At 35.9% G+C, this 18,558-nt stretch carries 19 protein-coding genes; 4 read left to right on the top strand and 15 right to left on the bottom strand.

Going from position 1 to position 18,558, the window contains the following annotated elements; all coding sequences use genetic code 11:
* Nucleotides 1-7: 7 nt before the first annotated feature.
* The 6 genes from lanKC to AC6UDE_RS00070 all read right to left on the bottom strand — a co-directional run bounded on the left by lanKC (nucleotide 8) and on the right by AC6UDE_RS00070 (nucleotide 4,851).
* Nucleotides 8-2,614, bottom strand: coding sequence for a class III lanthionine synthetase LanKC (gene lanKC, locus AC6UDE_RS00095; protein WP_500696194.1), 2,607 nt, complete (start codon nucleotides 2,612-2,614; stop codon nucleotides 8-10).
* Nucleotides 2,615-2,664: 50 nt separating this feature from the next.
* Nucleotides 2,665-2,802, bottom strand: coding sequence for a class III lanthipeptide (locus tag AC6UDE_RS00090; RefSeq protein ID WP_500694266.1), 138 nt, complete (start codon nucleotides 2,800-2,802; stop codon nucleotides 2,665-2,667).
* Between the two features lie 17 nt (nucleotides 2,803-2,819).
* The gene (locus tag AC6UDE_RS00085) at nucleotides 2,820-2,951 is read right to left on the bottom strand and encodes a class III lanthipeptide (RefSeq protein ID WP_500694267.1); all 132 of its coding nucleotides are present in this window, start codon (nucleotides 2,949-2,951) and stop codon (nucleotides 2,820-2,822) included.
* 22 nt (nucleotides 2,952-2,973) lie between these two features.
* Nucleotides 2,974-3,111: a hypothetical protein gene (locus AC6UDE_RS00080; protein WP_500696193.1), complete on the bottom strand. Its 138-nt coding sequence runs from the start codon at nucleotides 3,109-3,111 to the stop codon at nucleotides 2,974-2,976.
* Between the two features lie 257 nt (nucleotides 3,112-3,368).
* On the bottom strand, nucleotides 3,369-4,505 hold the full coding sequence (gene recA, locus AC6UDE_RS00075; RefSeq protein WP_500694269.1) for a recombinase RecA: 1,137 nt from the start codon (nucleotides 4,503-4,505) through the stop codon (nucleotides 3,369-3,371).
* Nucleotides 4,506-4,617: 112 nt separating this feature from the next.
* Nucleotides 4,618-4,851, bottom strand: a complete 234-nt coding sequence (locus tag AC6UDE_RS00070) for a hypothetical protein (protein ID WP_500694270.1) — start codon at nucleotides 4,849-4,851, stop codon at nucleotides 4,618-4,620.
* 240 nt (nucleotides 4,852-5,091) lie between these two features.
* Between AC6UDE_RS00070 and AC6UDE_RS00065 the strand changes: the two genes are divergently transcribed.
* Nucleotides 5,092-6,786 carry an oleate hydratase gene (locus AC6UDE_RS00065; protein WP_500696192.1) on the top strand — a complete coding sequence of 565 codons (1,695 nt, stop codon included), beginning with the start codon at nucleotides 5,092-5,094 and terminating at the stop codon, nucleotides 6,784-6,786.
* A 54-nt stretch (nucleotides 6,787-6,840) separates the two neighbouring features.
* On the opposite strand, the gene AC6UDE_RS00060 is transcribed toward AC6UDE_RS00065, so the two are convergent.
* Entirely contained in the window at nucleotides 6,841-7,251 is a 411-nt protein-coding gene (locus AC6UDE_RS00060; RefSeq protein ID WP_500694271.1) for an ImmA/IrrE family metallo-endopeptidase, read from the bottom strand.
* Nucleotides 7,232-7,549 carry a helix-turn-helix domain-containing protein gene (locus tag AC6UDE_RS00055; protein ID WP_500694272.1) on the bottom strand — a complete coding sequence of 106 codons (318 nt, stop codon included), beginning with the start codon at nucleotides 7,547-7,549 and terminating at the stop codon, nucleotides 7,232-7,234. The genes AC6UDE_RS00060 and AC6UDE_RS00055 overlap by 20 nt, the downstream gene beginning before the upstream one ends.
* A gap of 289 nt (nucleotides 7,550-7,838) precedes the next feature.
* Between AC6UDE_RS00055 and AC6UDE_RS00050 the strand changes: the two genes are divergently transcribed.
* Complete coding sequence (locus tag AC6UDE_RS00050; protein ID WP_500696191.1) at nucleotides 7,839-9,935, top strand: glycoside hydrolase domain-containing protein; 2,097 nt, start codon at nucleotides 7,839-7,841, stop codon at nucleotides 9,933-9,935.
* Nucleotides 9,936-10,038: 103 nt separating this feature from the next.
* On the opposite strand, the gene AC6UDE_RS00045 is transcribed toward AC6UDE_RS00050, so the two are convergent.
* The 6 genes from AC6UDE_RS00045 to AC6UDE_RS00020 form a co-directional block, all read right to left on the bottom strand.
* The gene (locus AC6UDE_RS00045; RefSeq protein ID WP_500696190.1) at nucleotides 10,039-10,554 is read right to left on the bottom strand and encodes a hypothetical protein; all 516 of its coding nucleotides are present in this window, start codon (nucleotides 10,552-10,554) and stop codon (nucleotides 10,039-10,041) included.
* 583 nt (nucleotides 10,555-11,137) lie between these two features.
* Nucleotides 11,138-11,488: a hypothetical protein gene (locus AC6UDE_RS00040; RefSeq protein WP_500696189.1), complete on the bottom strand. Its 351-nt coding sequence runs from the start codon at nucleotides 11,486-11,488 to the stop codon at nucleotides 11,138-11,140.
* Between the two features lie 189 nt (nucleotides 11,489-11,677).
* Complete coding sequence (locus tag AC6UDE_RS00035) at nucleotides 11,678-11,986, bottom strand: hypothetical protein (protein WP_500696188.1); 309 nt, start codon at nucleotides 11,984-11,986, stop codon at nucleotides 11,678-11,680.
* Between the two features lie 314 nt (nucleotides 11,987-12,300).
* On the bottom strand, nucleotides 12,301-12,777 hold the full coding sequence (locus AC6UDE_RS00030; protein ID WP_500696187.1) for a hypothetical protein: 477 nt from the start codon (nucleotides 12,775-12,777) through the stop codon (nucleotides 12,301-12,303).
* 147 nt (nucleotides 12,778-12,924) lie between these two features.
* On the bottom strand, nucleotides 12,925-13,665 hold the full coding sequence (locus AC6UDE_RS00025) for a hypothetical protein (RefSeq protein WP_500696186.1): 741 nt from the start codon (nucleotides 13,663-13,665) through the stop codon (nucleotides 12,925-12,927).
* A 391-nt stretch (nucleotides 13,666-14,056) separates the two neighbouring features.
* Nucleotides 14,057-14,590 carry a GNAT family N-acetyltransferase gene (locus tag AC6UDE_RS00020; RefSeq protein ID WP_500696185.1) on the bottom strand — a complete coding sequence of 178 codons (534 nt, stop codon included), beginning with the start codon at nucleotides 14,588-14,590 and terminating at the stop codon, nucleotides 14,057-14,059.
* 144 nt (nucleotides 14,591-14,734) lie between these two features.
* Between AC6UDE_RS00020 and brnQ the strand changes: the two genes are divergently transcribed.
* The gene (gene brnQ, locus AC6UDE_RS00015; RefSeq protein WP_500696184.1) at nucleotides 14,735-16,087 is read left to right on the top strand and encodes a branched-chain amino acid transport system II carrier protein; all 1,353 of its coding nucleotides are present in this window, start codon (nucleotides 14,735-14,737) and stop codon (nucleotides 16,085-16,087) included.
* A gap of 59 nt (nucleotides 16,088-16,146) precedes the next feature.
* Here the strand turns inward: brnQ and AC6UDE_RS00010 are convergent, their stop codons facing one another.
* Nucleotides 16,147-17,328 carry a thiolase family protein gene (locus tag AC6UDE_RS00010; protein WP_500696183.1) on the bottom strand — a complete coding sequence of 394 codons (1,182 nt, stop codon included), beginning with the start codon at nucleotides 17,326-17,328 and terminating at the stop codon, nucleotides 16,147-16,149.
* Between the two features lie 142 nt (nucleotides 17,329-17,470).
* Here AC6UDE_RS00010 and AC6UDE_RS00005 point away from each other — a divergent pair, with 142 nt between their 5' ends.
* Nucleotides 17,471-18,010: a hypothetical protein gene (locus tag AC6UDE_RS00005; RefSeq protein ID WP_500696182.1), complete on the top strand. Its 540-nt coding sequence runs from the start codon at nucleotides 17,471-17,473 to the stop codon at nucleotides 18,008-18,010.
* Nucleotides 18,011-18,558 lie beyond the last annotated feature (548 nt).

Raw genomic sequence — 18,558 nt, 5'->3', positions numbered from 1 at the left:
ATTTTGATTAGGAAAGAAACAGTTGATTTAAGACAGATTTAGGCACTGGCATCCATTTCCAAGCGTTATTATCTTTAATGCCTTGTAAGACAGTCATTAGACCAGCATTTCCAGTAAACAAATCATTTGAAAAACGATATCCATATGTTCCGGGTGACATAATATTATTATTAGAATCTACAAGCAGATAGTTTTCTAATGACTGGACTAATTTATCGATGTCGGATAATTTGTTTTTATTATCAATTCCTATAAGGATAATTCCACTGATCCCTCTGGTTAGTCCAGATGAGTATGTGCAGTAAGTTTGGAGATTTTTAGTGAATTGTTCTTGAAGGTTTAAATATTTTTCGTTTTGAAATTCATGTAAGCGCCTAATAAATTGGCTCAATACTAATCCGACACCAACTCCTCCTTCTCCTAGATATGGAAGTATTCTGGGAAAACCAATTGAATTATCCAAAATCTCTGCAGATTGTGAGTCGGAAATTTCAATGTTTTTATCTAGTTCAAAATTCAACATATCTTTGGCATTTTTCAGAGTTTCTTTGTTTTTTGTTACATCAAATAGTAGTAATAAAAATAAACTCGCGCCTGACCATCCATTCATTAATCCATAAGGAATGGTATCTTCATCATCTGGTTGAGTTCCCGAACCATTTATAAATAATGTATTTAAGCGGATCGCGATTAATTTACTCATTTCTAAAAATTTATTATTATTATTTTTTTTAAAGAAGGCTAGTAAACTTAAACCAATTCCGCTTAATCCAGAGTAAAGAGTGTAATCTGTTTCTTTTAAAATTCTATTTTTTTGATCAAGTATAAATTCAAGAAATTGGTTTGAATGTTCCTGTAAGTTTAAATCATCTAAAATAGACGCGATTCCTGAAATACCATTAAATAGTCCAAGACTGGTGTCTTCATTGAAGTGGCTAATAAGATTTTTGCTGCTATTATTAGCCCAATTGATTTCTTTTGTTAACTTTGTATTACTCCGATTTAATGCCATTAGTATTCCAAAACCACCATTAGCGATGTTAACTTTTCCAAGCTTGTCAATAAATTGTCTAATGTCACCACCTGAAAAACTATCATTTTGATTTGATGAATATTCAATTATTCCGGTTTTTAACCCATTGATGAGTTTGTCTACTGCTTTTATATTGATTTCAAATTTTGGGACGTCGAAAATGTTCTTTAATTTTGGAATGAAATTTTTACAATCCTTTTCTGTATTTTGTAATATATCAAGTGCTTTTTCTCCAAAATAATCTGTTATCCATTTATTTTGATTTTCTTCAATTTTTAAAGACAAATCAGAAACGAACTCAATCGGTAGTAACAAAAATCTTGAGATCCTCATGTAAGCAAACCAATCAGCACTTTTAAAGTCACTAATTTTAGAATTAACGTATCCCATAGTTTGTAGTTCTGGATGATATTCATTTGAGAGGAGGGTAGCAGTCTCAAAATCGATTAGTTTAATGTTATTGTTAGGAGTAACCATAATATTATTTGGATTTAAGTCACCAATAGCAAAACCAGCCTGATGAACTTCTGTGATTGCCACTTTTAATTGTTTGATTAATTGATCTATAAGTTTTAAATATTCATTTCGATTCTTTTCGTATGAGAAAGGAAAGTTTTCTGGAATGAAATCGGATAATGAATTTCCAGGAACAAATTCTTCAATCAAGTAATTATTTTCCCATATCTCAAAATAATCATAGACCTTAACTGTTCTGTTAATCCCATTTAATTTTTTTAGGGTATTGTATTCATTCTTTACACGGAAAAAACCATCATTCCCTTGTGCATCAATTCCAGACTGTTTTCGTCCCTCCTTCATTACATAATTTTTACCATCTTTTGTGACTTGATAGACGCCGCCACCATTACTAAAGTGAATTGCGGAAATAACCTCATAGCGTTTGAATTTAGTTAAATCAATTTTGGAATATTCAATCGTTTGTATTTTATCCATTTTTTTAATTTCTTTTGGTTCAGAAATAAATGAGGGAACGTTATAGTATGGAACCCTTAAGTCTGGCACTAACTCTCCATTTGGATTTTTGATTCCCATGATCGTTTTTCCATCATGTACCATTGGCATTCCAATAAATCCCCCATACCTAAAGAAGATGTTGGAATTGTACCACTGTTTATCGTTTAAAATATATGCACCCTTGGGGATGTCATTGGTTAGGTCAGTTAGGGGACTTAATAGTTGAATAAATTGATCTTCATCTTTGGGGTAAATTGTTATGAATTTTCCACATGCAGATCGATCACCATATTTTGAATTTTTCATAATTAATTCTTTTTTGGTAGGAACAAATTTAAAAGAAATGTTATTTTCTATCAAATACGGTGTGATTTGGTCCAATGTTTTTTGCGCATAATCAATGGGAGATGTTACATGAATTTTCCACCCTTGGTTTGGCAGTTGTCTATTTTTATTGATAAAATAATTCCAATTTTTATCGATATTATGATTCCATTTATCCTTGTCGTGAATAGTAACTTTATAAATTAAACTGTTTGTTTCGGCTGTGGTGGGTTGATAAAATAATGATCCTTTTTTTAAATAATCTAAATATCTTAAATCCATAACTACATCCTTTAAGTTTAAAATAAAAAGAGAGTCCTATTAAGGCTCTCTTATCTCTTGCATATAAGAATACTAACGTCACTGTTAATTGTGCATCCAACGCTCAGATGAGAACCCTTACGTCCTTTTCGGCGCTTTTTTCTTAATGCTACATTATCAAGTTGTTGTAATTGCAGAATAGGTTTCATGAAATGCTCCTATAGTATTATTTGCACATAATACTAATATTGCTGTTGTTGCCACATCCCATAACACTAATATGAGAATCTTTTTTCCCGCCAACAAGCTTCTTGGCATTTTTACCCACAGTCTTTTGGAGGTCTAGCAAAGTTTTCATAATAAATACACCTATTGTTAAATTACTGACAGAAGACACTTACATTGCTTCGAACATCACATTGAACACTGATATTACTTCGTACTCCGTGATGGTGATGACGACGCTTCTTCTTTAACTCCACGTTTGGTTGTGCTTGTAAATTAAACAAGTACTTCATATTAAATCTTCCTTTCTTGTGAGAGGCTTAATTACCATAATTAATATAAATTAAACGATATAGAAAGTCAACAATTTTTTAAAAGTTATAAAAATTGTTTTTTATAGTTGTGTAATTACACTGAAAATTCATTTGAGTATTCGATATTTGACTTATGTAGATTTAATTAAAATATTGTTTAAAGCTTTATCAAGATTATTATTTGTATTAAAAAAGCATCAAATCATTACATAATGATTTGATGCTTTTCCATTTAATTAAACGTCTAACTTAGTTTCGCTATCTTTTTTGGTACTTGCTTTGGTTGTTTTCTTAGTAGTGGCCTTATTGTCAGTTGACTTGGATTTTGCATCCTTGTCACTGTCATCGTCCTTTGATTCTTCATCATTAGCGATGCCATAGGCTTCTCTGACCTTGTTCTTGATTTCTTCGACCATCTCAGGTTTGTCACGCAGGTTAGCCACGGTCTTGTTTAGACCTTGTCCCAGTCGTTCTTCACCGTATGAGTACCATGATCCAGATTTGTCGACGATGTCTTTGTCAACGGCTAGGTTGACCATATCGGCAATTGGTTCGATACCCTTTCCGAAACTCATCAAAGTATCAACGGTCTTGAATGGCGGAGCCACCTTATTCTTTACGACTTTGATTTTGGTTTCTCGACCAACAACGTCTTGACCTTCTTTGGATTGTTTACCGGAACTAACACGGAGTCGTACACTTGAGTAAAACTTAAGGGCCCGTCCACCAGGGGTTGTTTCTGGGTTACCAAACATCACACCAACTTTTTCTCTTAGCTGGTTGATGAAGATGACAACGGTGTTGGTCTTGTTGATACTGGAAGCTAATTTTCTAAGTGCCTGTGACATTAGACGAGCCTGTAAACCAACGTGAGAATCACCAATGTCACCCTCAATTTCAGACTTCGGAACTAAGGCGGCCACTGAGTCGACAACGATTAAGTCGATGGCACCGGATTGTACCAGTGCATCGGCAATTTGTAGTCCTTCTTCACCGGTTCCTGGTTGAGATAACAAAAGGTTATCAATGTTAACTCCCAGGCTGTGAGCGTATTCCGGATCCATCGCGTTTTCGGCATCGATGTATGCGGCCGTTCCGCCAGCTTGTTGTAAAGCAGCAACGGTCTGAAGAGCGATCGTGGTTTTACCTGATGATTCGGCACCGAAGATCTCAACCACACGACCACGAGGGAATCCCCCAATGCCAAGGGCAATATCTAACGATAAAATACCAGTTGAAATGGAATCAACGTTTTGGTTAGGGGACTCGCCCATCCGCATGATAGCACCGGTCCCAAATTCTTTTTTGATCTTGCTAAGTGCTTTATCGAGCTCGATTTGACGCCCGTCGACACTGTTTTTAGAATTTGCCATAAAATTCCTTTCTTTTTACATATTACATAATTGCGAACATACGTTTGGTTATTTAATATAATCAATTGTACACTAATAATTACGTAATTTCCAATTAAATTAAATCAATTAATTAGATTCGTTTATTAACGTAATAGGGCGAAGTTTGATCGTTATTTTTAGCATCTGATTGAGCGTTATCCGAAAGGAAAATATCGAATGATTTTTTGTCTTTTCCATGAACTACTACGACGTTTTTGGCCTCCACTTGTTTGTCACGGTAAAGTTGAGCAGAACGAACTGCATCATTATAGTCGTGAAAGTTTCCAAGTGAGTCGCCGGGATTGAAAAATACTGTTTCTGGCATAGTAATTACCACCTTTCTTCTATTATATTGTACCAGATTACGACCTTAATTATCTATTCGCAGGCTGACATGTGAGTTGCTTAATGGTTGACGTAAGAACATTAATTAAATAAATTATTAAATCAAATTGATAAGTTACACTCCAACTTTTGGGTACGTTATAATATAGATATAAGCATATGTGAAACTGCTAACATAGAGACCAGTGCTTACTACGTATTTAAATCTAGGAGGTTTAATATGACTAAGAAAAAAGCAATTATGATTGGTGCCGGCATTTCTAACATGGCCGCTGCCGTTTACTTGATTCAAGAAGGTCACTGGGACGGAAAGAACATTACTTTCTATTCCTTGGACGACCATGGCGCAAATGATGGTGCCAAAACTGACGTGACCGGTAATGAATACTGGAATCGTAATCATGAAACGTCTGACCAAACTGGCTTTGTCGCTCGTGGGGGAAGAATGTTGAATTACCGGACCTACGTTGATTTGATGGATCTCTTAAGTCGGGTTCCGTCAGCCACCGAAGAGGGAATGACTGCTGCAGAGGACACGCGTGACTTTGATTCTAAGCATCGGACCTACGATAAAGCGCGTTTGATGGAAGGCGAAAAGGGCATTATTAACTCCGCTAAAATGGGATTTAACAACAAGGATCGGCTCCTATTGACGAAGTTAATCATGATGCCAGACGACAAAGAAACCGAACTTGATAACGTCTCCATCGCTGACTACTTCAAGGACGATCCCCACATGTTTCAAACCAACTTCTGGTACATGTGGGAGACGACCTTTGCCTTTCGTACCCAAAGTTCAGCTCAAGAACTCAGGCGTTACATGCATCAAATGATTTACGAATTTACCCAAATTAACACGCTCGTGGGGGTTAACCGAACTCGCTACAATCAGTACGAAAGTTTGATGCTACCATTAATTAATTACTTGAAGAAACAAGGCGTAACCTTCGTCTTGAACCGTCGGGTTAATGATTGGGACTTCAAAGAAACTCCAATGAACGAAGAAATTACCGTTAAGGGCCTAGAAATGGAGAACGTTGACACTGGTAAAGATGAACACATTGATGTCGATGATGATACTGCGGTCTTCTTCACCAATGGTTCCATTACCGATTCGGCTACGCTTGGAGACTTCAACACCCCGTCCGGTGAAAACACCGATTATGGAGCTGCTTCAAGTTTGTGGAAGAAAGCCACCAATCACTTCTACAACTTGGGGAATCCAGACAAATTCTTCGCCGATCGGAACGCCAGTGGCTGGAGTAGTTTTACCGTAACCACTAAGGATCATACTTTCTTAAACGAAATCACCCGTATTACTACGCAACTACCTGGGAATGCTTTGAACTCCTTCCTATCAACGAGTCCAATTACTCCGTTAGGTCAAAAAGACGTGAGAATGTCGATTGTGGTTCATCATCAACCTCATTTCACCGACCAGAAGCCAAACGAAACCGTTCTTTGGGGTTACTTCTTGTATCCATATCGTCGCGGTGAATTCGTCGACAAGCAGTACATCAAGATGACTGGAAAAGAAATGGTTCAAGAGTTGATCGGACAGCTTTCAAAGGTCGATCCGGGTCCCGTAAACATCCGTGATAAAGAAAAGGAAATCATGGACTCAATTGTCAACTCGGTTCCCGTTTACATGCCATACGCTTCGGCATTGTTTAACAACCGGGCTAAGATTGACCGTCCCAAGGTCATCCCTGACCATTCAACGAATCTAGCATTCACCGGTGAGTTTGTTGAACAACCTTACCAAATGGTCTTCACCGAACAAAGTGCCGTTCGTTCTGGTGAAATGGCCGCTTACCACTTTGCTGGTGTTCCAATGTCAAAACTCGTGGACAACCCACGATTTGATAAGAATCCGAAGATTCTGGCCAAGGCCGCTAAAAAATTATTTGAATAGATGATCGTAAATGAAAAGCTCAACTTCGAAATGAAGTTGAGCTTTTTTGATGTTTCAATCAACATAGTCTTTAATTTCAGTAAAACACACGTCACGTAGTGAATCCGGGATGGCAAATAAATCCATGAATTCCTCTAGGTTAAGCTGGTCAATTTCCTTGTTGTCAGCGTAGAAGGGAACTAGAAGCCTAACGGCATTCACGTTGGCCTTCTGTTCGTACTTGGGATTCATCAGAGTGGTAAAACTAAGAATGGCATCATCCTGATCGCACTGCAGGACGTGGCTAATTTCGTGCGCAATGATAAATGGAAGTTGTTTTCGTAGCTGCCAGTTGGCATTAATCACAATTGAATGGGAACGAACGTCCGCAAAGGATTGGGTATTTTGATGGAGTTTGTCCGTGTATACAACGGCAATGTCATTATCTAACGCATAGTTAAAAAGACTATTGATGATTTCGTGCATTTCGAAGTTTCCTTAAGATTTCCACGACTGTTTCACGGTCTTCTTCTGGGATGGGTTTGCCCCCAAACATCATGATCGTTGAGAGGTCATCTAAGTCAGCCGAGTTACCAGTTGAGTTTCCTAAGAGATAGTCAACGGAGACGTTGAAGTAGTTGGCAACTTTTTTGAGTTTTTGCGAATTAGCGGTTTGGTCCCACTTTTGCATGGTTCCGTTGGAGAACCCAAGTTGATGCTCTAATTCGCGAATGGAAATATTTTTATTTTTAGCAAGCTCTTTAACACGTTGATAGATCGACATTTTTGACTCCTTTTAATTATTTACATAGAAAATTAATCTATGAAATTATTGACATGTAGAAATTATGGATATATGATTGTTCCTGTAAACAGATAAGAAATCAAGCAACAACCTCGAAGTGAGGTTGGTTTAGATTATTTCAGCTGATTTTCTTTACCATCATTGTAGAACTTTTGTCTATAAGATTCAATGATTATTCTACATGATTGCGAATTGATTTCGATGTGTTTACGTGCGAGTTAGCGCTAACTCTTAAATCTTATAAAGAGAAATTTAGGAGGAAATAATTATGGATGAACAAGTTTTAAGCGTTCAAAAGTGGTTGAACCAAGAATACGGTAATGTTTCGGGATTTGATAAGGTCAAGGAGAATGGAAAGACGGGTTGGCCAACTATTTATGCTTTAAGAATGGGACTTCAGCATGAACTAGGGATTAGTCCACTTGGTAGTGGTTTTGGTGATAAAACCAAGAAAGCACTAAGTGGGATGGTTGATCAGTTGAAGGTCGGTTACAAGGGTAAGATTGCGAAGTTAATTCAAGGTGCCTTCTGGTGTAAGGGAATTAGTCCGAATGCGTTTGACGAGAAATATACCAAAGATACACAGAATGCAGTAAATAAATTACGTAATGATGCTGGATTAGATAAAGGTGGGGTTACTGTTCCATTAATGGCTGGTCTATTTGATATGGCTGCCTTTGAATTACTTGATGGTGGTAAAAAGAAATATCGTCAAATGCAACAATATTTAAACCATAACTATTTAGATTATTTTGGTGATGATCTTGGCTTGGTTCCAACTGATGGTTTGTATCAACGAAATACAAACACAGCTTTGATTTATGCCCTGCAAGCTGTTGAAGGAATGACACCTGGACAAGCAAACGGAGTTTATGGACCTGGAACCATTAATAAAACGCCAACTTTAACTGAAGGGGACAAAGGTGCAGGCGTTAAGCTACTTCAATATGGATTAATGGTTAATGATTTTCTGAGTGGATCTGTTGATGGAGTATTTAATAATTCGGTTGCTGAAGATGTGGTTAATTTTAGGAAGTTTATGAATTTACCACCATTTACAGGGAAAGCTGATTTAACCGTTATCAAGGGGTTGCTTACCAGTAATGGGAATACTAATCGAGATTCAAATGCTTGTGATACTTCATTTCAATTAAGTGATAAAGACGTTAAAAACATCAAAAATTATGGCTTTGAAATTGTTGGTCGCTATTTAACTGGATCAGTTGGCACTGGCTCAAAACGTCGTAACAAAAATCTGACTGATGATGAACTGAAAAGAATTACTGATGGTGGCCTAAAGGTGTTTCCAATCTATCAAGATAATGATGGCAGTCAGGAATACTTTAAATACGGCCAGGGTTGTGCTGATGCAGGAATTGCAAATGCAACAGCACAACGGCTTGGATTCCCAAAGGATACTATTATTTACTTTGCTGTTGATACTGATATTCAAGCTGGTGACATTGATAGTACGGTTATTCCATATATGGAGGGAGTCAAAAAAGCATTAGGCGGCTCAAGTTATCAAGCAGGAATTTACGGAACCAGAAATGTTTGTGCTCAAGCCCTTGGTAAAGGACTTGCAAAAACGGCGTTTGTATCTGATATGTCAACTGGATATAGTGGAAATTTGGGTTATCAGATGCCTAAAGATTGGGCAATTGACCAATTTGTTGAATACAGTTTAGGTGACATTGCGATTGACCAAGATGCGTCGTCTGGTAGAGATGATGGTACTAATAAGATTAAGCCAACGGGAATTGGAGAAATGTCTGCTAAAGAAGCTTTAAAGAATATTGTTGATAATACACAGGTAGAAATTGATGTTCCTTATGTGCTATACAATGATAATAAATCATTAAAAATTACTTTAGTAGGTGAAGCTGATATTAAGCCAGTCCATGGATCTGGGATGTTTACCATTAGTAATGGGAAATTACCACTAAAATTTATGTTTGATTGGGTCATGCAAAGTTGTAATAACAATGTTAATGCTGGCGTATACATCGTTAGTTTATTTAATAAGTGGGAATTTGTTCAAAAAATTGAAGATGGTCAAGTTTCAATTGAGATTGTAGAAACTAAAGACGGTTGGAGTATATCAGTAGAATTTAATATTTTTAAGTTAAAAATTAATAATAAAAGTTTTGATACAGAGCTTTCTATTTCAATAGATATTGATTCTCATCCACATGATTATCCTGACTTTAAGAGTTATGAAAAAGCTTATGATGAGGTTACCGATAAATTAGGAGAAAAGACTGATACGCTTGCGTTGACACCGGCATATGTAAGATATGCAATTGAGGGTGAAAGTGTTGGTATTGCTGTAATAATTGCATTTTTAGCGGCACTAGTAGGATGATATATGTCATTATTTGCGTAATTTATGTTGTATTAAAATGATTAAATAAATGGACCTGTAATTTGTAATTACAGGTCCATTTATTGATTTATATCTCAATTACTTATTTCATCTTTTTAATTCCCTCAGTAAGTTCTTTTGAATATTTCTTTTTCCGATATTTTAAGGTGCTTTTAGAAAGATAATATAATAAAAATCCAGAGCAAATTAAAAACGTTGGCAACATTGGAGATTCATATGCCTCCCATAAATTGTTTGAAAGTAATAGTATTTCAATTGATCCAATGAAAACAAAAATTCCAAAACACAGAAATAAAATAATGACCCATAAACAATAATAATGTTTTAACCTTGAAGGTCGCCTATGCTTAATCTTATATTTTTCTATCATTAATCTTATTGTAGTTCCTAGTGCGGTAATAAATAGCGAGAATGTAATTCCATCGATTGTCCCCATGATCCAAAGGATGAATTTGTTTGCATGCATATTAAGGAGAATGGATCCCAAAGTGAAGGTAATGATTACCAATATAATGGATGGTAGCAATAAGCGTGACATAATGTGGTATTTATGTAAGTATTCTTGGTAGTCTTTGATGTAGTCCGGTTTTTCAGACATTTATCTTCCTCCTCACAATTATGATATTACCTTATTAGTAAAATATAAAATGGTAGATTATTCCTAATGCAACATTAATAAATGAAATTATGCAAGTAAATATAATTAATATATAGATATAATTAATATGTCTAAAAAATGATTGTTTCAGTTGTTTAATTAATTTTGGCTGTTGGTTCCCATTATTGTAAATGTTCCAGCGTTTAATTGTCATGCACAAAACAATACTAGTCAGAATAATTACGTATGACATTAGCATAATTAGTCCACTAGGGTTCCCGATTAAATAATTCCAGCGATCTGTTAATGTTTTGTTCCACATATAATTGTCAGTTAAAGTATGCCCAATGATATTATTAGAAGCGAAATATAGAAAAAGAATCAAAATGTATATTAGGGGAGAAATATTGTTAAATATTTCTCCCCTTTTTTTAAAATAATGTTTGGAACGCTCATAGGCAACAATTTCATAGATAATTACTATAAGCATACAAAAAAAGAATAATTTAGCCAGCAAATAATAACCTAATTGAAAATATGATTGCAAGAGAATCCCTCCAGTAAAAGTACGTTATCAATGCCCTTATATTTCATCATTTTTAATTCCTTCAGTAAATTCTTTTAAATACTTCTTTTTTCGATACTTTAAGATGTCTTTTTCCATCGAATAAATAAATATACTTCCAAAGATTGAAAATGTGGTTATGTTAGAAACAAGATATATATAACTTAAATTATGTAAAATTGGCATCAGTACAATTAAAATAATAAAAAGTAATATACCAAAGACAAATAAAATTATTAAGATCCATAAATTAAGGCAGTATTTCTTTCTCATTAAATTTACACTCTTAGGTTTTTTAATTTTTAAATTTAACCATGCTCCTAATGAGGCTATAAATAATGCCAGTACAATTCCAGTCAGTAATCCCATTATTAAAATAATAACCCTATTTACATCTAGCTTGATAAGAGTAAATCATATGGCTAAAAAAATTACTGATATTATGATAGAAGGGATCAAGAAGCGAGAAGCGGTATGATACTTATGTAAAAATTCTTTTCGATCTTTAATGTAATTGGCTTTTTCTGACATTTTATTTCACCTCAAATGTTATTTTTCTTAAAGTAAATGATAGATAGTGACTAACACGATGTTTACACTTGCAGCTACGCAAGAACAAATTACCAACCAATACGCAATGTTAATGTGTTTAAAAAACTTTGATTTTAATGCTCGATATGTTAGAGATTTAGCAGTTAAACTTACATCATCATTCATCTTTTTTCTAGTGGTTAAAAAGATGATGATAATGAAGTAAGCAGCTAACACAATTAAAATGAAAAAGACCAGATTATTGTGAAGTAGAAATTGACGACGTTTCTCTGCGTTATTAGTAATGTAATGTTTATCAAAGAAAGCATGACTCAAATAACTTGTTATGCAACAATAGAAAAATATCATAATCATATATTTAATGTTATGCAATTTATATTTAAAATTATGAGTTTTTATTAAGTAAATTTTAGAACGAATATATGCAACAAGAATATAAAGGAGTCCCAATAAAGCTAAAATGTAAGTTATCCATGTAAATGTTGTATATAAGTCATGAAATATCATATATCTACTCCTAGTAAACTATTTAATATGCAAAAAGGTCAGCATTTTGATGCATACTATTTATTACGGTTAAGTCAGTGAATAGAAATAACTATTAAGATGTATCTTTTTGCTTAAAATTTTTAATTACGATGTTTTCCGTACTTCAATATGCTTTTGCATAAATAATAATATAGTAGGGTAAATGAAGTGAATACTCCTGCTAAACTTGTAAAATAATCAATTACAAACTGATTGTTACTAAACACTACTATAATAATTGATGTTAATAATAGAAAGAATGCCAAAATCATTAAAATAATAGTGAATAACTTAATCATGTCTGACTTTCTTTGTAATTGTTTGGCTCCTTTTTTCTTTGTCTTTTTGTGAAGCATTAAAATTAAGCCAGTTTTAGAGACAATAATTGTAAAAGAAACACCAAAAATAAATGAAACAATATAATTAATTAGTTTGTTATTCGTAGAAGATAAAATCAAAATTCCAATTATAAAGATTAGAATTGTTATAATTAATGAAAGTAATAAGTGCCTAGATATTTTTGAAGCTTTACTTATAATTTCCTTTTGATTTTTATCATAGTCTAATTTGTTTCCCATCTATAATTCACCTCTATTTCATTTTACACGTTTTTCGTCATTTCAAAAATCTCAAAACAAAAGGCCCAATCCGTGAATATCACAGATTGAGCCTCTTTTTATACCAGAATAATTAGGATGATAATTAAAACCGAATATTTTTATTGATTAATCATTATCTTGGTCATTATTGGTATTGGGTTCTGTAGTTGTGTCATCGTCAGAGTTGGTATCAGTATCTGAGTTATTATCATTGTCATCATTAGAATCAGTATTGGAATCTGAATTATCGTCGTTTGAATTGGTATCGGTATCTGAGGAATCGTTGTCAGAATTATTATCGCTAGAATTAGAGGCACTAAATGTACTATTTAAATGGGCATTTGTGCTTCCTGTTATAGTTATACTACCATTTTGATTTTTAGTAAGTTGAATTGTTTCAGGCTTACTCATAGTTGATGATGCCGTGGTATCACCATCGTAAGAATTACTACCACCTTTAATGGTATAAGTATTACCATTCCTTTTATATGATTTAACTAGAATACTACTATCTTTAGTTCCAAGTCCCACAGTTTCACTAGCAATTGTTAATGTATCTGTTATCCCATCTTCTCCGTCGGGACCTTTATAATCTCCCTGTAATGACTGAGGCAAAGTTGTTCCGGTTTCCTCAGCATCTGAACTGTTATTTTTAGTTGAAGATTGATCGGTTGTTTGCTTATTTTTGTTGCTAGTTGCTTTTTTATCTTTGTGGTTATTTGGCTTACGTTTCTTAGATATACTGGTATTATTTTTCTTATTACTATTGTTATTATTTCCATTTATTTTAAATGCAAATATTATTCCTAAAGCAAATGCTAGGAGAACGACTAAAACGACTATAATTATATTCTTCTTGTTTTTCAAACCAATTTACACCCTTTAACTTTTTATTAAATTTTGACACATAAATAATTATATTCTTTAGATAACAGAATTAATAGGGCGAATGTGAAATCTGGTACACATTATAAATGATTAGTTATTAATTATAGTAGAAAAAATAAACAAAATTACAAAACAAAAGGCTCAACCCATGAATATCATAGGTTGAGCCTCTTTTTATGCCAGAATAATTAGGATGATAATGAAACAAATTGCCAACACTGATAATGCCAAAAAACGTTTTGACGTTAATTTGTGGGTCTTGTGATAGGTCCATCCCATGCAGCCCAAAATTACGATCAATCCGAACGTTGCCATTATGATCAATTTGATTAATACCGCTGTGTCGCCCAATTTGGCCACTTCCTAGTTATTATTTTAGTTCGATTTGGTAAGCGAAACGTTTTGTTCCATGACTCTTTTTACCGTTTGCGTAAATGATACCACGTTTAGTGAAACCATTTGAGAGAATGACGTGCTGCATTCCCTTGTTGTCGGGATGAGTGTCGATTCTGACGTCTTTAAAACCACGAAAAGCTGAGATGGTGAATAGGCCACTGATGAATTTGGATGCTAGTCCCTGACCGCGATAGTCGTTTGAGACGGCGATACGGTGAATGGCAGAGTAGTGACCTTGGTCACCATTTTCCCACTCGCCACCTTCAAGGTGTAAGTAATCGGGGTCGATTCCTAAATGCAGGGTGGCGGTTCCAGCAACTTTTCCGTTAACATCTAGGACGTATGAGATGCCAAATTTAACGTCTCTGGCTAAATCCTCTTCACTCGGGTAATCACTTTGCCATTGGTCGATGCCTTGTTCGCCCAAAAACTTCTTGGCGTTTTTGATGATAGTGTAGATATCGTTTAAGTCAGCTTCAGTAGCTTTTCTTACGTAAATAGTAGACATAATAACACTTCCTTACTTTTATTATCAGACGATAAATAATTATAGTGAAGCTCATGTGGTTTTTCAACCATCAAATTAATTAGGGAGCCGGCTTTTTTTCTGGTAAAATGCATTGAACAGTAATTTAGGAAAGTTGGAGAAAACTTGGAAAAGAAATTAAGTGTAAGACAGATTATTTACGTTGGAATTATGTTGTTTGGGATTTTCTTCGGAGCTGGCAATTTGATTTTTCCCGTTAATATGGGACAGATGGCTGGTGGCAACGTTTGGTGGGCAACCCTCGGATTTGTTTTAACTGGAGTTGGTCTCCCCATCTTAGGGATCATTGCGTTAGGGGTCACCGACAGTTCCGGAGCCTTTGAAATTTCTTCAAACGTCAGTAAGTCGTTTGCGTATGTCTTTACGATTTTAATTTCCTTTATAATGGGACCACTTTTGGCCATTCCTCGTTTAGCAGCCACTTCATTTCAGATTGGAATTGCACCATTTCTTAGTTCTGGTCGTCAGCAGTTAGGCTTAATCGGATTTATTTTAATTTTCTTCATTGCCGTTTTTTTACTCTCGTATAATCAAGGGCGCTTACTGGAATACATCGGAAAATTTTTGACCCCGTTGTTTTTGATTTTACTGGCGGTCATCATCGTCATGTCGATTGTTAAACCAATGGGGTCGCCACATTTCTATCATCCAATGGGTGAATACGGGCATTCCCCACTCCTTTCAGGTTTCGTTGAGGGATATAACACGCTTGACGGGGCCGGATCGATTGCTTTTGGAATCGTGATTGTGGAAACCGTGCGTGGACTAGGAGCTAAAAGCCCCAAGCAGTTAGCCGTTAGCATTGGAAAGGCCGGCTTGATTGGTGGATTGATGATGGCAGTTGTCTACGTTCTATTAAGTTACATGGGCGCTAGCAGTCTGGGCGATTTTCGGCCGTCAGCGAATGGTGGCATTGCCCTTGTTCAGATAGCAACGCACTACTTTGGTGGTTATGGGAACATTTTGTTGGCGCTAATTGTGATCGTGGCCTGCCTTAAGACGGCGATTGCGATGAGTAGTGCCTTTGCGGATACAATGTCTGACGTCTTTCCTAAACTTAAGTATCTCCCCGTTCTGATTTTTGCGGTGGGGATGTCGGCACTTTTGGCAACGCTGGGTCTGACTGAAATGATTAAGTTTATCATGCCAGTCTTGATGATTGTTTATCCGTTTTCCATCTGTCTGATTTTGATTTCGTTAATTAAACCATTACTTAAAAACTCTAAGATTGTTTACCAAATGACGATCTGGTTCATCGCCATTCCAGCCTTTTTGAGTGGGATTACCACCATTTCAGAGTTGAAACATGTGCCAGGACTATCATGGTTATTTAAGGTCAATGATCTTTTGCCACTGGCGCAGTACGGAATGGGATGGGTTTTGTTCGCATTGATTGGAATTGCGATTGGATTGATTCTTGCAGCGAAAAAGACCAGAAAACAATTGAAGCAAGGATAAATAAAGACCCCGGTAGTTAGAAATGAATCTAACTACCGAGATCTTTTTTTGTTTCTTCATTATAGTGTATGAACTGTCATCGCAATTCCCATTCCACCACCGATACAGAGGGTGGCCAGTCCCTTAGTCTGACCAGTTCGTTTGAGGTTGTTAATTAAGGTAATGAGGATTCTAGAACCGGAATCGCCGAGGGGGTGACCCATTGAGACGGCACCACCTGTAATGTTAAGCTTAGCGTCTGGGATGTGAAGGTCCCGTGCTACCGCTAAACTTTGAGAGGCAAAGGCTTCGTTTAGTTCAAACAAATCAAAGTCACTGATTTGTTGACCCGTCTTATCCAGTAGTTTATTAACGGCGTAGTAGGGGGCATATCCCATGATTTTAGGGTCACATCCGGCTTCGGCGTAGTCATCCAGCACCGCCAGCGGAGTTAGACCAAGCTCGTTGGCCTTACTTTGCTTCATTAATAGGATTGCGGAAGCCCCATCATTTAGGCTGGCAGCATTTCCGGCCGTCACCGTGCCGTTTTCTTTAAAGGATGGTTTTAACTTTTTTAATTGTTCCATTGAGGTATCAAAACGAACGCCCTCATCCTTATCAACCATAGTGTTCCCATGGCGATTCTGGATTTCAATTGGGATCATTTCTTCATTAAAGTAACCATTTTGTTGGGCGGCACTGGCTTTTCGATGGGACTGAAGGGCAAAAGCGTCTTGATCCCTTCTTGAAATGTTGAACTGGTCGGCAACGTTTTCGGCGGTCATTCCCATCGGTTTTCCACTCCTGGCGTCGTTTAGTCCGTCTTTTTGAATGCTGTCCTCTAAAGTGATTGGGCCAAACTTGTGGCCCCTTCTTTCGTTCATATTTAGGTAGGGAGCGTTCGACATGCTTTCGGTTCCTCCGACAAGGACGATGTCAGCATCGCCCATTTGGATGGCGGATTGCCCCATTCGGACCGCTTTCATACCGGAACCACAAACTTGGTTAATGGTGGAGGCGGTGGCTGTGTCAGAAATGCCAGCGTTTAACTCGATTTGTCTGGCGACGTTTTGTCCACCGCCCGCTTGAATTACGTTTCCAAAGATGACTTGGTCGATTTGTTTTGGATCAATGCCCGCGTCTTTGATGGTTGCCTTGGCGGCAATGGTTCCAAGATCAACCGAAGTTAGGCTAGCGAGGGTGCCGTTGATTTTACCAATCGGAGTCCTCTTTGCGCTTACAATTACGATATTGTCATTCATAGATTCGATGCTCCTTTGACATGATTCGTTGATAATTATACATGTTTTTACTTAACTTTTTTTAAAGTGCAAAAGTTAATGTTAATTTCGAGTTTCTACTATAATAAAGTGAATAATAAGATTAGATTTAGGAGATGAAGTCATGGATAAGGATGAAGAAGTACAACAAGTAGGGGAAATGATCGATCGTTGGTTAGATGATATTGATGATCAACCTGATGTCTTAGAGAAGACGCAGGATGAGATTGACGAGATTGATACCATCATTGATAGTTTTGCTGAAATTGCGATTGTTGGGTTGGGAGTTCAGCCTAAGAACTGGAACGTCGATTTGGTTACTAACGTAATGTTTAATCGTTTTACCTTGATGCTAGATAGTGATGAAAAAACGGACTCGCTGTTTCAACTAATTTCCTTTGCCTTAATCCATTTATTTTCTTATTTAAACGATCAGGGAATTATTAGTAATGGTCCTAGTTTGAATAAATGGGTAGAAAATAATAGTAAAGCATTACGTTCAATGTACGATTCTAATTTTGATGCCTTTTATAAGAAATTGGTTAGTGCGATGGAAGATGCTGACGTTGATTTAGAGGATAAGAGTGCAGTGGATGCTTTTACGACGCGTTATCTAAGACAACACCCGCAAGATGGAATTGACTTATATTCAAAGAAAAAGTAGGCCAATTTTCTTGATAAAAAATGAAAATTAAAAAAGTTTGACCTTTTTTGACCAAAAGTGTTGACAAATGATTTGAGCGCATGTATAGTAGTAAATGCTCAGTGAGGGAGACAAAGTGATTTGATAATAATCGATTAGTCACTGATTATGAACTGAATTAATTATTTTAATCATTTCTCTTGCATCTTCATTATGAGCGTTGTATGATAGTCTTTGTTGTCTGGGTTCTCCGGATACAATGCTTGAACAAATAAATTTAAAATAATTGAGTTTATCTGTTGACATTTAAAACGCAACGTAGTATAGTTAAACACGTTGCGTTAAGGAAGAATTAAACAGCAACAATCAAGAGTAGATCTTTGAAAACTGAACAAGATTTTGATTACAAGTGTAAGGTAGTTTTAAGTTGTAGAACTTAAAATTAAACATTTGCGAAGTCAATTCGCTTTTTAATTCTTTTGAAAAAGAATGACAACAAATAATAATGAGCTAGTAAAATTTCTCATTTCTAAAATGAGAGTTTGATCCTGGCTCAGGACGAACGCTGG

It is taken from the genome of Fructilactobacillus sp. X2R5C3 (assembly GCF_059901325.1).
The sequence above is the reverse complement of the archived record's forward strand: the minus strand, read 5'-3'. Positions and strand labels throughout refer to the sequence as shown.

Bases quoted from the DNA above. Each gene is read 5' to 3' on its own strand.
- lanKC (WP_500696194.1), bottom strand. From the start codon at position 2,614: ATGGATTTAAGATATTTAGATTATTTAAAAAAAGGATCATTATTTTAT.
- AC6UDE_RS00090 (WP_500694266.1), bottom strand. From the start codon at position 2,802: ATGAAACCTATTCTGCAATTACAACAACTTGATAATGTAGCATTAAGA.
- AC6UDE_RS00085 (WP_500694267.1), bottom strand. From the start codon at position 2,951: ATGAAAACTTTGCTAGACCTCCAAAAGACTGTGGGTAAAAATGCCAAG.
- AC6UDE_RS00080 (WP_500696193.1), bottom strand. From the start codon at position 3,111: ATGAAGTACTTGTTTAATTTACAAGCACAACCAAACGTGGAGTTAAAG.
- recA (WP_500694269.1), bottom strand. From the start codon at position 4,505: ATGGCAAATTCTAAAAACAGTGTCGACGGGCGTCAAATCGAGCTCGAT.
- AC6UDE_RS00070 (WP_500694270.1), bottom strand. From the start codon at position 4,851: ATGCCAGAAACAGTATTTTTCAATCCCGGCGACTCACTTGGAAACTTT.
- AC6UDE_RS00065 (WP_500696192.1), top strand. From the start codon at position 5,092: ATGACTAAGAAAAAAGCAATTATGATTGGTGCCGGCATTTCTAACATG.
- AC6UDE_RS00060 (WP_500694271.1), bottom strand. From the start codon at position 7,251: ATGCACGAAATCATCAATAGTCTTTTTAACTATGCGTTAGATAATGAC.
- AC6UDE_RS00055 (WP_500694272.1), bottom strand. From the start codon at position 7,549: ATGTCGATCTATCAACGTGTTAAAGAGCTTGCTAAAAATAAAAATATT.
- AC6UDE_RS00050 (WP_500696191.1), top strand. From the start codon at position 7,839: ATGGATGAACAAGTTTTAAGCGTTCAAAAGTGGTTGAACCAAGAATAC.
- AC6UDE_RS00045 (WP_500696190.1), bottom strand. From the start codon at position 10,554: ATGTCTGAAAAACCGGACTACATCAAAGACTACCAAGAATACTTACAT.
- AC6UDE_RS00040 (WP_500696189.1), bottom strand. From the start codon at position 11,488: ATGGGATTACTGACTGGAATTGTACTGGCATTATTTATAGCCTCATTA.
- AC6UDE_RS00030 (WP_500696187.1), bottom strand. From the start codon at position 12,777: ATGGGAAACAAATTAGACTATGATAAAAATCAAAAGGAAATTATAAGT.
- AC6UDE_RS00020 (WP_500696185.1), bottom strand. From the start codon at position 14,590: ATGTCTACTATTTACGTAAGAAAAGCTACTGAAGCTGACTTAAACGAT.
- AC6UDE_RS00010 (WP_500696183.1), bottom strand. From the start codon at position 17,328: ATGAATGACAATATCGTAATTGTAAGCGCAAAGAGGACTCCGATTGGT.
- AC6UDE_RS00005 (WP_500696182.1), top strand. From the start codon at position 17,471: ATGGATAAGGATGAAGAAGTACAACAAGTAGGGGAAATGATCGATCGT.